Source organism: Neotamlana sargassicola (genome assembly GCF_020523965.1).
In the GTDB taxonomy this organism is placed as follows: Bacteria; Bacteroidota; Bacteroidia; order Flavobacteriales; family Flavobacteriaceae; genus Neotamlana; species Neotamlana sargassicola.
On record NZ_JAJAPX010000002.1, the window covers coordinates 760,981 to 774,005 of the forward strand.

General features: G+C 33.8%; 8 protein-coding genes. 6 read left to right on the forward strand and 2 right to left on the reverse strand.

Features of this window, described 5'->3' with window-relative positions:
• Positions 1–6: 6 nt before the first annotated feature.
• Both LG651_RS07930 and LG651_RS07935 read right to left on the reverse strand, forming a co-directional pair.
• Positions 7–1,497, reverse strand: a complete 1,491-nt coding sequence (locus tag LG651_RS07930) for a xylulokinase (protein ID WP_226695592.1) — start codon at positions 1,495–1,497, stop codon at positions 7–9.
• The gene (locus tag LG651_RS07935) at positions 1,497–2,483 is read right to left on the reverse strand and encodes a GntR family transcriptional regulator (protein WP_226695593.1); all 987 of its coding nucleotides are present in this window, start codon (positions 2,481–2,483) and stop codon (positions 1,497–1,499) included. Before LG651_RS07935 ends, LG651_RS07930 begins: the two co-directional genes overlap by 1 nt.
• 204 nt (positions 2,484–2,687) lie before the next feature.
• On the opposite strand from LG651_RS07935, the gene LG651_RS07940 reads away from it, so the two are divergent.
• The 6 genes from LG651_RS07940 to LG651_RS07965 form a co-directional block, all read left to right on the forward strand.
• Positions 2,688–4,997, forward strand: coding sequence for a chondroitinase-B domain-containing protein (locus LG651_RS07940; protein WP_226695594.1), 2,310 nt, complete (start codon positions 2,688–2,690; stop codon positions 4,995–4,997).
• A 391-nt stretch (positions 4,998–5,388) separates the two neighbouring features.
• A complete protein-coding gene (locus LG651_RS07945) occupies positions 5,389–8,448 on the forward strand; it encodes a SusC/RagA family TonB-linked outer membrane protein (RefSeq protein ID WP_226695595.1) in 3,060 nt (1,019 codons plus the stop codon).
• 24 nt (positions 8,449–8,472) lie between these two features.
• Positions 8,473–9,999 (forward strand): RagB/SusD family nutrient uptake outer membrane protein, encoded by a 1,527-nt coding sequence (locus LG651_RS07950; protein ID WP_226695596.1) that lies wholly within the window; start codon positions 8,473–8,475, stop codon positions 9,997–9,999.
• Between the two features lie 198 nt (positions 10,000–10,197).
• On the forward strand, positions 10,198–11,478 hold the full coding sequence (locus tag LG651_RS07955) for an MFS transporter (RefSeq protein WP_226695597.1): 1,281 nt from the start codon (positions 10,198–10,200) through the stop codon (positions 11,476–11,478).
• Positions 11,479–11,506: 28 nt separating this feature from the next.
• Entirely contained in the window at positions 11,507–12,271 is a 765-nt protein-coding gene (locus LG651_RS07960; RefSeq protein WP_226695598.1) for an SDR family NAD(P)-dependent oxidoreductase, read from the forward strand.
• A gap of 45 nt (positions 12,272–12,316) precedes the next feature.
• Positions 12,317–13,025: sugar kinase (locus LG651_RS07965; RefSeq protein WP_226694997.1), on the forward strand; the 709-nt coding region annotated here is incomplete at its 3' end.

Consider the following 13,025-nt stretch of genomic DNA (forward strand, 5'->3'; position numbering starts at 1 on the left):
TAAAATTTAGTTATTGTTTTTTAATATAATTTCTAATTCTTTTTTCCAATTGTTATAAGCCTCTAGGTAAGGTGTTTTGTCTTCTAATGGCTTGTAAGTCATTACATAATCGTTTTCAATAATGCCTTTTCCGAAGCTTTCAAAATCGCCTTCATGAAGTTTCGCTGCACGAGCAGCACCAATAGCTCCGGTTGTGTTGTAAATTTCAATGTCTTGATTAATTAAGGTTGCTACGGTATTTGCAAAAATTTCAGAGCGGTATAAATTATCGTTTCCAGCACGTATAACGGTTGGTTTTATGCCATCGGATTTTAAAATTTCCATGCCATATACAAACGAAAACGCGATACCTTCTAAAGCAGCACGACATAAATGCCCTTTATTATGATTGTTGAGGTTAAGGTTTAAAATACGCGTACCAACATCTTTGTTGTTTAGCATGCGTTCTGCGCCATTGCCAAACGGAATTATACAAACACCATCGCTACCAACAGGAATATTGTTGGTAAGTTCGTTCATGTCTTCATAAGATTCAACAGCGAGATTATTTAGCAACCATCTATATTGAATTCCTGCGCCGTTAATGCAAAGTAATTTCCCGATGCGTGCTTCAGTTCCTTTTGAATAATTTACGTGAGCAAAATTGTTTACTCTAGAGCTTTCTTTAACCGATAAATTATTAGTGATCGCATAAATTACACCAGAGGTTCCACCGGTTGAAGCGACTTCACCAGGGTTAAAAACATTTAAAGATAAAGCGTTATTTGGCTGGTCGCCAGCTCTGTAAAAAATAGGTGTTCCTGCTAATAATCCGCTGCTTTCAGCTCCAGCCTCGTTTACAATAGATTGTTTACCAAAAGTAGCAACAATATCGGGGACTAGGTTTTTATGAATGCCATAATGGTCTAATAAAAAATCGGCAATATCGTCTTTACTAAAATCCCAAAAAACACCTTCAGATAATCCTGAAATAGTAGTGTTTATGGTGTTGGAGAATTTAAAAGCAATATAATCTCCAGGTAACATAAACTTGTGAATTTTTTTGAAAACTTCTGGTTCGTTTTGTTTTACCCAACTTAGTTTGGATGCTGTAAAATTTGATGGAGAATTTAGCAAGTTGGTGTTACAAGTATTTTCGCCTATAGATTTGAACGCGTTATTACCAATTTCAACCGCTCTACTATCGCACCAAATTATACTTTTTCGTAATGGTGTACCTGCTTTATTTACAACCACCAAACCGTGCATTTGGTACGAAATACCAATGCCAACAATTTGTTCGCTAGTAACGTTGTTTTCTCTTTTTAAACGGGAAATAGCGTTGCAAACATATTGCCACCAAAGGTCTGGGTCTTGTTCGGCCCAACCGTTTTTTTCGGCGTACATTTCCATTTCTTGTTTTGGTTCTTGCACAACAGCAATGCTTTTACTGGTTTTGGTATTAACCAAAGCTGCTTTTATAGAAGAACTTCCTATGTCTAATCCTAAATAATACATTATAATGAGTCTCTTAAAATAAGTTTAGTGGGTATATATTTTTGTATTGATTGATCTTGATTTATAAATTGCGCCGCCATATTTCCCATGGCTTTAAAATCGGTTGAAATAACCGAAATGCCTTTGTAAATAAATGGTTTCATTGGTGTTTCGTTGTAAGACAGAAAGCCAACATGGGTTCCAGGTTCTAGGTTTTTATTTCGGCATTGCTCTAAAAACATGCCCAAAACCCGATCGCTTACACTTAAATATGCATCGTGTTTTTCTACTTCAAATTCATTAATATCTGTAACAATTTTATAGGTTATTCTGTTTGCCTTACAAAATTGTTTAAAAACAGTAACGGCTTCGGCAGGATGATAGGTAAACGTTGGATAAACTAATACAAAGCGTTTATATTTCTTTAAAGCCGGTTGCGCGTCTTCTAATATTTCCGCGAAAGCGTTACCAAAATCCTGAAATACGTAATTGTTGCTTTTTTTAGCATGAATATTCCAGTCGATTAATAAGAGTTTGTCATTATCAAAATCTGAAAGCACACTTGGAACCTCCTTATGGTTAAAACTCATGACAACATATTTGTAATATTTGCCTTTTCCGTTATTTAAAATGGTTTTAAAATTATTAATGTTATAATGATGAAATTGCACATCGACAATTACTTTTTTGGGTAAGTTTTGCACAAAGGCGTGGTACAAAACTTCTTTATAAGCCTTAAAAGTATCGAGCACTAATAGTACTTTACGCGTATCGTTTGCCACAAAATAACCTTTGTTAGGTACAGACTCAATAACGCCGTTATCTTTTAAAATAGAGTAGGCCTTAAAAACAGTGTCGCGAGATAAATGGTACGCTTTACAAACATTATTTACCGAAGGTAGCGCATCACCACTGCTTAGGGTGTTGTTCGCAAGGGCATCGTTAACGGCGTTAACAAGCTGCTGATATTTAGGTAATTCTATGTTTAAATCTATTGATAAATCCACAAACTGTTCTGTTCTGTTCTGGTTTGCAAAAATAGTAAATTATTTAATGGGAAAATACTTTTTTTAGAAAATTAAAATCATAGCGAAATGAAACCTCGACAAATAATTAACAATTATAATTTTGGTAGTATGAGTCAAAACCTTACATTTGGAAAACCAGAATGGTTAACCAGTTTGGAAAACCACAAACACTAAACTATTATTATGAGGAAATTTTATGTTTTTTTAATTGTTTCTGTTGTATTTTTTTCTTGTGAAACATCTAAAAACACTCAAAAAAGTCTTGTTGTAAATAATTCGGAAGCGCTTAATAATGCTATAGAAAATGCGAAGCCAGACGATATTATCGTTTTAAAAGATGGTAATTGGAAGGATTTAGAAATAAATTTTAAAGCAAACGGTACCGAAAATCATCCTATTACTATTAAAGCCGAAACACCAGGCGGTGTTGTTATTTCGGGGGTTTCGCAATTAAAATTTGGTGGTAATTATTTAGTGGTAGACGGGCTGCATTTTAAAGGCGGTTATGCTAAAGGAAACGTTGTAGATTTTAAGTTGGATGATGAGCATATTGGAAACTATTGTACGTTAACAAATACTGTAATTGAAGATTTTAATAAAATGGAGCGCGACGATTCCGATCGTTGGGTGCAATTCTGGGGCAGACATAATACATTAAGTAATTGTTATATTGCTGGAAAAACAAATCGTGGGCCAACTATTCGAATCGATTTAAAGGGTAACGAGCACATTAACAATCATCACAGAATTATCAATAATCATTTTGGGCCTCGTCCTCCAAAAGGTGGTGCCAGTGGTGAGACTATTCAATTGGGCGATAGTTATACGTCTATGGCTCCAAGTTATACTTTAGTAGAAAATAATTTATTTGAAGAGTGTAATGGCGAGGTTGAAATTATTTCGAGCAAAACAAACTTTAATCAGTTTAAAAATAATGTGTTCTATAAAAGTGAAGGGTCTTTGGTAACCAGACATGGAAATTACTGTACAATTGAAGGTAACTATTTTATTGGAGATGGCATAAATAAAAATATTGGAGGTATTCGTGTTATAAACACTGGGCATACCATTATAAATAACTATTTCTACAATTTAATTGGTGAAAGTTTTAGAAGCCCGTTAGCTGTTATGAATGGTATTCCAAAATCGCCATTAAATCGTTATAACCAAGTTACAGATGTTGTTGTGGCATATAACTCGTATGTAAATTGTAAATCACCTTGGCAATTTGGAGTAGGAGTAAATACCGATCAAAAAGATGTATTGCCAGCCTCCGAAATTCGTTCGGCAATTCCAATTAGAACAATAGTTGCGAATAATACCTTATATAATTCTAAATCAGATAGTTTAATTGTTGTGGCACATGATAAAATTGAAGGCGTAACGTTTAAAAGTAATGCAATCAATAATCAAGGCGGATATTTTTATCCAGTTGATGGTATAGCGGCTTCAAATTTTGAAATTAAATCTATTTCTGAAAACGTTTTTATTCCAACTGAAACTTTAACTATTGAGCCATATTTAGGTTTTGGTTTTGATAAAATTACCTCAGATTTATTTGGGAACTCTAGAACATCTAATAACGGTGTTGGGGCTATTGTTGAAACAGCAGTGGGAGATCCGGGTATCTTTGACAAATCAAAATACGGGCCATCATGGTTTACGCAAGACAATCAAACTAAGGAAGGTCAGGTATTTGAAATTTCAGTTTCAGACAATATTCAGAAAAAAATTGATGAGGCTGAAAATGGAGATACTATTTTGTTGAACTCAGGCGTGTATTCAATTTCAAATTCATTAAAAATTTCAAAAGCAATAACGGTTAAAGCAAAATCAAAAGGTGAAACTATTATAAATTATAATGGTGAAGCGGCTACTGCGCTTTTTGAGCTTCATCCAAAAGGGTTTTTAAATGTAGAGGGATTAGTTTTAAAAGGTAATAACTCCACTAAAGCTTTTGCTTCTTTAAAAGAAAATATGTTTACTCACTTTGGTTTAGAGGTGAACAATATAGCAATTCAAGGTTTTAATTTTGCTTTAAAAGTATATAAACAAGCTTTTGCTGAACATATTACATTCTCAAATACTTTAATTTCAGATTGTAACAACGGTTTAGAATTGTCTGAAGAAATTAATGATAAAGGCGATTATAATACCGAGTATTTAACAATAAATAATTGTGAGTTTAACAATGTAAAGCAAAATGTTATTGATTATTATCGTGGTGGTTACGACGAATCTACAATTGGTGGTAATTTAATTGTGAAAAATTCTACTTTTAATAATTGCGGTAAACTTGAAAAAAATGGAATACTGTTAAACCACCGAGGTATTGTTAATGTTAATTTAATGGATAATACCTTTAAAAATAATCCGGTAAAATTAGTGGCTTTGTTATGGGGGGCTAAAAACAATTCGGCAGCCAACAATACGATTTTAAATTCAGGAGGCATTATTACCGAACAAAATTTAAAATTAACACTTATGTATTAGTGTTGTTTTAGTTTGTTTTTTTTAATGTCCTAACCTTCAGTGTTTTGTTTTTTTTTTATAAGGTTAAGAATAAGTTAAATAATTTATATAAAAATATTTGTTTTAACTAAAATATAACATATATTTGGAAAACCAAATTGGTTTACCAATTTGAATAACCAATTTTTTAAAAACTACTGTATAACTTCAAATAAACAAAGCAAAATATGATGTAAACAAGTTCTATTAAAAATGAAAGATTTAATCTTTCTAGAAAAGTAAAGTTTTACTTTAAAAGTTTGTGTTTCCAAATGCAAAATAAAACTGATAAATATCAGGTATTTGGTTAAAAAAAGAAAAGGACGGTTTAAACCACTTTAGTCGTCCAAAAAATTAAACTAAAAAGACTATTATGAATTTAAAAATTAAACTAACTTTATTAACACTATTTTGTAGTGTGGTGTTATTCGCTCAAGGCGATATTACAATTAAAGGAGCAGTAGTTTCGGCTACAGATAATGTTCCTATTCCTGGAGTAAACGTTATAGTTCAAAATTCTTCAAAAGGTACAACCACCGATTTTGACGGAAATTATGAGATTACCGTAAATAAAGGAGATGTTTTACAATTTTCTTATATCGGGTTTGTAACAAAATCTATTACCATTTCAAATCAAACTACATTAAATGTTTCGTTAAGTGAAGATTTAGCAGAATTAGAAGAGATTGTTGTTGTTGGTTATGGTGCACGTAAAAAGAGCGATTTAACAGGGTCTGTTTCGGCAGTAAAAGCTGATGAATTAACGGCATTCCCAGTTCTGGATGCAGAACAAGCGTTACAAGGTCGTGCAGCAGGTGTAAATGTGCAATCTAACAATGGGGGTGAGCCAGGAGCGCCTATAAGTGTGCGTATTCGTGGTAATACTTCAATTAATGCGAGCAGTGCTCCTTTAATTGTTGTTGATGGTTTTGTTGGAGCAACAATGCCTCAGCCAGGAGATATTCAATCTATTCAAGTTTTAAAAGATGCGTCTGCAACTGCTATTTATGGTTCGCAAGGGGCAAATGGTGTTGTAATGGTTACAACTAAAAAAGGACGTTCTGGAAAAATTAATATTGAAGTAAACTCAAATTACGCAATTCAAAGTACAGCTAATAAATTAGATTTATTAAACGCTGACGATTTTACTACTTATCAAAATGCTGTTAGAGAAAATGTAGCATTAACCAATGGTAATACGGCTACACCTTATGTTCGTGGTGATTACGATACCGATTGGCAAGATTTAATTTATAGAACTGGTAATACTCAAAATCACCAACTTTCTGTTTCAGGTGGTTCAGAAAAGATGAAATTTTATTTATCAGGAACTTATTTTCAACAAGATGGGGTGTTAATCAATTCAGATTACGAAAGAGTTTCTGTTTTAGCTAACTTAGATGCTCAGGTAACAGATAAGTTAAAATTAGGAGCTAATTTAACAACAAATGTTAGCCAAAAAGGCGGAGTTACTACTCAGTCTGATGGTTCGGTTACAGTAGGTGGTGACGATGTGGTTTCTTTAGCTATGCGTTTCGATCCAAATAAAGGAATTTATGATGCCAATGGTAATTTCTCTACAAACGATTTAATTGGAGATCCAGTAGATAACCCATGGGCAGTTGCAACTCAAAGAGATGATGATACTGAAATAGAAAATTTTAGAGCAAACTTCTTTGCTAATTACGATATTTTAGAAGGATTAACTTTTAAAACTACATTCGGTTTAAGTTCTCAAAATACATTTAGAGGAATTTATATGCCAAGAACTTTAATTATAACGGCTTCTGGTGTAAATGGTAGAGCCATTATAGACGAAGATAAAACCAATAGCGTTTTAACCGAGAGTTATTTAACTTATAATAAAGAGATAGGTAAAGGTGTTTTAACATTATTAGGAGGTTACTCTTTTCAAAAAACAACAAACAAAGGATCTTATTCTGAAGGAACAGGAACTATTAGAGATTCGTTTTCTTACTACGGTTTATACACAGCAACTAGCTTAATTAATGCCGGAAGTGGTGATATTTATTTTAACGAAAGAGAAATTCAATCGTTTTTTGGAAGAGTTAATTTCGATTACGACGACAAATATTTGTTCACAGCAACCGTAAGACGTGATGGATCGTCTAGTTTCGCTGCAAACGAAAAGTATGCCACATTCCCATCGGCTGCATTGGGTTGGAAAGTTTCTAACGAAGATTTCTTAAAAGATAGCAATGTTATTTCAAACTTGAAATTAAGAGGTAGTTACGGTGTTACTGGTACACAGTCTATTCCTGCTTACCAATCTTTAGCTATCTTGAGTAGCTTGTATGCTTCTAGCGATAACCAAACTGTAGCGGCTGTTACACCATTCCAAAATGCTAACCCAGACTTAAAATGGGAGTCATCATATCAAACAAACGTTGGTTTAGATTTAGGATTGTTTAATAACGCTGTTTCTTTATCATTAGATTATTATAACATCGACACTAAAGATGTATTAATGGTAGATAACAGTATTCCAGACTACTTTGGATTATTAAATAGTAACATCATTACTAACGCAGGTGAAATTAATAATACTGGTTTCGAAATTTCGTTAAATACAAGAAATATTTCTAAAGAAGATTTTTCTTGGACAACAGATTTTGTATTCTCAAAAAATAAAAACACAGCAACCAAACTTATTAATGGAGACGATTATTTCCGTAATGGTGCACCAAGCTACTTTAGTGTAACCAACACGAGCTTATTAAGAGAAGGTGAAGAAGTTGGTTTATTCTGGGGCTTTGATTATGCAGGTGTTTACCAAGGTGGAGACTTACCAGAAGGAACTGCAACATTACCAAACGGAGTTGCAGGAGATCCATTGTTTTATGATATTGATGAAAGTGGAGATATTACAAACGACGATAGAACTATTATTGGTAATCCTAATCCTGATTTTACTTGGGGTCTTACAAATACGTTCACGTATAAAAACATCGATTTAAATATCTTTTTCCAAGGGTCTGAAGGTGGTCAAATTTTTAACATGACTAATGTACAGTTAAACAATGGTGACGCTAATACTACTTACGATTATTTTAACAACGCATGGACAGCAACAAATACAAATACTAATCAGCCAAGAGTTGGTAATAATAGTTCAAGAGAAATGTCATCGCGCTTTGTAGAAGATGGTAGCTACGTACGACTAAAAAACTTAGCGATTGGTTATACCTTCGATTCTAGCATCATAGAAAAACTAGGTATGGAACGATTAAGATTGTCTGTTAGCGGACAAAATTTATTAACATTTACAGATTACTCTGGTCTAGACCCAGAAGTAAATTACTTTGGTTCTGCTGGAAACAATAACACAAGCAGTAACACAGTTAAAGGTTTCGATTTTGGAAATTATCCAACTGTTAGATCTTTTACCTTTAGCTTAAGTGCGAAATTTTAATTGTTAATTTAAAAGAAAAAAATTATGAATACTTACAAATATATATTGTTATTTATGGGTATAGCCTTAATGGGATGTTCAGATTTAGAAGAATCTCCTATTGCTTTACTAGACCCAAATGGATATTTTCAAACAACTGAAGATTTACAAGCTGGAATCGATGGTTCGTTAACGCATGCAATAAATGAAGAAATTTGGGGCAGAAAATTATCAATTGCCTTAATGCTTCGTTCAGATATGGTAAATTTACAATCGTCTCAAACAAGAAGGGTTGAAATGAATACACATACCATTACTGGAGATAACGAAATGGTATACGACCCTTGGAGAAGAATTTACTTAGGAATTGCTGCTGCAAATACTGTTATTCAAGGAGCAAGTGGAGTTGACGAAGAAGAATCTGTTTTAAATCCAATAGTTGCACAAGCTTATTTTGCAAGAGCATTTTATTATTTTCATTTAGTAAGACTTTTTGGAGATGTTCCTTATTTCGATGCGCCAATAACTGATGTTGCTGCGGGAAAAACAGTTAGCTGTACACCGGAAGCCGAAGTTTATGCTAATATTATATCAGATTTAGAATTTGCAGAGCAATGGTTACCTAATACAGTTTCTACAAGAGCAAAGCCTTCTAAAGCGGCTGCAAAATCTTATCTTGCCTTAGTATATTTAACAATGGCAGGAACAAGTGATGCTAGTTATTTCCAAATGGCTTACGATAAAGCTAAAGAAGTTATTACAAACAAAGGAACGTACGACGTAGATTTAGATCCAGATTTTCAAACGTTGTTTAATGCTAACTTAATCGACGCATCAAAAGAGCCAATTTTTGCTTTAGATTACAATAACGTGGAAGCTAGTGATAATGCTTACGATCAAACTGCTCCAATGACGGGTGTTAGAGGAGACGACGACGATCAAGGTTGGTCGGTTGCTGTTCCTACAATGGCTGTTTACGATTCTTTCGATCCAGACGATTATCGTACTCGTGTTAGTTTTCAAACAGAAGCTACAATTGGTGGTACAACTGTAGATTATACAAACTTTACAATTAGTGGTCATGCAGATGCTGCAAATCAGCCTTACATAGCTAAATATACGCGTTATCCTGGGCCATACGCTCGTGGTAATAAAAGAGCAACTAGTCATAATTATTCAATGATGCGTTATGCTGAGGTTTTATTAATTGCTGCAGAAGCAGGTGTTGAAATAGGAGCTGCAGATGCTATCGATTTTCTAAATGAAGTAAGAGGAAGAGCAAGAAATGGAGGGAACTCTACAAATGGGGGATATGTTGAAGAAACAGTTCCAGCAAGTAGTGTACCTGCCGATTTAACTTCAATAACTGTTGATGATGTATTAGAAGAAAGAAGAATAGAATTGGCTTTTGAAGGAAAAAGATGGTACGATATAAAAAGAAGACAATTAGGGGATGTTGTATTTAGTGCTTCTGGTTACGAAGGAGCTAAACCAGATTGGAATGCATCAGAAGATTATGATACACCAATCCCACAAGATGAAATCGATAGAAACCCTAATTTAACTAATTAGGATTTTTAACCAATAAGCTTTTACAATCAATAATTTAGTTTTTCTGTTTGTATAAGTTGAAAGAAAAGTTTTACTGGTGCTTTTTAAGCATCGGTAAAACTTTAAAAATTAATATGATTTTGTTAAATAGCAATTAAACCTATTAAAATAAAAAAACAGAAACTAATTATTAATCTTAAAAACTAAACGTATAGTATTATGAAATTAAAAGGATTGCGCTGGTGGATTATTACACTTATCTTTCTAGCAACAGTTATAAATTATATTGATAGAACAGCTTTTGCTTTGCTTTGGCCTGAAATGGGTGAAGATTTAGGAATGGATAATTCCGATTATGCCATAATGCTAAATATTTTTATGGCTACTTACGCCATAGGTAAGTTCGCTTCAGGGAAACTTTATGATGTTATAGGTACTCGACTTGGTTTTACTGTATCAATTGTTGTTTGGTCTGTAGCTTCTGTGTTTCATGCTTTTGCTAGAGGTTTAGTTTCGCTTTCCATTGTTAGAGGTTTATTAGGTTTAGGAGAAGCTGGTAACTGGCCTGGAGCAGTAAAAAGTAATGGTGAGTGGTTTCCTATAAAAGAACGTGCAACTGCTCAAGGTATTTTTAATGCGGGAGCGTCTATTGGAAATGTAATAGCTCCATTTGTAATTGTATTTTTATACACACAATTTGGTTGGAAAACCACGTATATTATTTTGGGTGCTGTTGGTTTGCTTTGGGTAATTCCATGGTTATTTATTAATAAAGCAAAGCCAGAAGATCATACTTGGATAACAGATAAAGAACGTCAATTAATTTTAAACGATAGAATTGATGATGCCGAAGAAGAAAAGGAAAAACCAAAAGGATTAAGTGTTCAAAAAATATTGAGTCATAAAGAATCCTGGGGTGTTTTATTATGTCGCTTTTTCATTGAGCCAATATGGTGGTTTTTTGTAGGTTGGATGCCTTTATATCTTGCCGATAGATTTGGATTAAATATAAAAGAAACACAAACGATTTGGATTTCATATTTAATGGCCGCTGTTGGTAGTATTTTAGGTGGAATGTTTACTGGGGCTTTAATGAAAAAGTATTCGGTAAATATTTCAAGAAAAATAACCATTACAATAGGAGGTATTTTAATTTTATTAGGCTTCGTTGGAATCATTACCTTGGTTCGTGAAGATAATTTTATGGCCTTTATTTACCTTGCTGGTTTAGCCTTATTTGGTTTCCAGTTTGCTATAGGAAATATTCAAACCATTTCAAGTGATTTGTTTAGTGGGCCTTCGGTAGGTACATTAGCAGGATTAGCTGGTACTGTGGCTGCAGTATCACCAATGATTATGAACTGGTTTGTAGGTCAAATTACAGAAAGTTCATACACGCCAGCATTCGTTGCAATTTGTGTATCTGTAGTATTGGGCGTATTGTCCATTTTCGTGTTCATAAAAAATATAGGACCAGTAAGAAAAACATCAAATTCGTAAATATAATTAACATATAAAATAATCAAAAATGAGTGATTCAAACAAAAAAGTAGCAGTAGTAACTGGAGCAACTGGTGGTATTGGTTTTCAAGTAGCAAAACGTTTAGGACAAGACGGCTACATCGTTATTTTAAACGGAATTGAAGATGAAGCAGGAGCAGAGCGTGTTAAGCAATTAACAGCCGAAGGTATTACTGCAGAATATTACGGTTTCGATGTTACTAAAGAAGAAGAAGTAACAGAAAACATCGTAAAAATTGGAGAAAAATACGGAAGAATTGATGCATTAATTAATAATGCAGGTGGATTAGGCGGTCGTTCTAGATTCGAAGAAATGACTACTGAATTTTACCGTTTCGTTATGGCTTTAAATTTAGATTCAACTTTTTTCGCATCTAGAGCTGCTATTCCTTACTTAAAGAAAGGAGAAAACGCATCTATTATTAACTATACTTCTATTGCAGGATGGAATGCTGGTGGACCTGGAGCAGGTGTTTATGGTACTTCTAAAGCGGCTGTACATGCTATAACTAGAGCTTTAGCAAAAGATTTAGCTGAATATGGTATTCGTGTGAACGCAGTATCTCCTGGTACTATTGATACAGATTTCCACAAGCAAATTAAATCTACTAAACCAGAAGTATTTGCTTCTTGGAAAAACAATATTTTATTAGGTAGATTAGGTCAACCTGAAGATGTAGCTTCAGTTGTTTCTTTCTTAGTTAGTGATGCTGCTGCATTCCTTACAGCTGAAACAATTCAAGTAGGTGGAGGTCAAGGTTTAGGAATTTAATTTTTAAATAACTTTCTAGAAACACAAAACACAAACTATAAATAAATGAGTAAAGTAGTAACATTTGGGGAGATTATGTTAAGATTAGCCCCACAAGGATTTTTAAGATTTTCGCAAGCGAGTAGTTTCGATGTTGTATACGGAGGAGGCGAATCAAACGTAGCAGTTTCTTTGGCGAATTATGGCGTTCCAGTTGATTTTGTAACCCGATTACCAAAAAATGATATTGGAGAATGTGCGATGATGGAAATGCGTAAGCGCGGCGTAAATGTAGATAAAATTGTATGGGGTGGTGACCGTTTAGGAATCTATTTTCTAGAAACAGGAGCAGTAAGCAGAGGAAGTAAAGTAGTTTACGACCGAGCCCATTCAGCTATAGCAGAGATTGAATCTGGAATGATTGATTGGGATTCTGTTTTTGAAGGAGTAGAGTGGTTCCACTGGACAGGTATTACACCAGCTATTTCTCAAGGAGCTGCCGATGTTTGTTTAGAAGCTGTAAAAGCAGCTAGCGAAAAAGGCATCACAATTTCAACCGATTTAAATTACCGAGCTAAACTTTGGAAGTACTGTGACGATGCACATAGAGAATCTGTAATGACAGAATTAACATCTTACTGTGATATTGTTTTAGGAAACGAAGAAGATGCCGAAATGCATTTCGGAATTAAGCCAGAAGGTATAAGCGTACAAACAGAAGGACACAACGTAAAAGCAGAAGCTTTCTTATCGGTTTGTAAGCAAATGATGGAAA

What these genes read in the sequence shown, in the direction of transcription:
- LG651_RS07930 (WP_226695592.1), bottom strand. Translation starts at nt 1,497, where the DNA reads ATGTATTATTTAGGATTAGACATAGGAAGTTCTTCTATAAAAGCAGCT.
- LG651_RS07955 (WP_226695597.1), top strand. Translation starts at nt 10,198, where the DNA reads ATGAAATTAAAAGGATTGCGCTGGTGGATTATTACACTTATCTTTCTA.
- LG651_RS07940 (WP_226695594.1), top strand. Translation starts at nt 2,688, where the DNA reads ATGAGGAAATTTTATGTTTTTTTAATTGTTTCTGTTGTATTTTTTTCT.
- LG651_RS07950 (WP_226695596.1), top strand. Translation starts at nt 8,473, where the DNA reads ATGAATACTTACAAATATATATTGTTATTTATGGGTATAGCCTTAATG.
- LG651_RS07945 (WP_226695595.1), top strand. Translation starts at nt 5,389, where the DNA reads ATGAATTTAAAAATTAAACTAACTTTATTAACACTATTTTGTAGTGTG.
- LG651_RS07960 (WP_226695598.1), top strand. Translation starts at nt 11,507, where the DNA reads ATGAGTGATTCAAACAAAAAAGTAGCAGTAGTAACTGGAGCAACTGGT.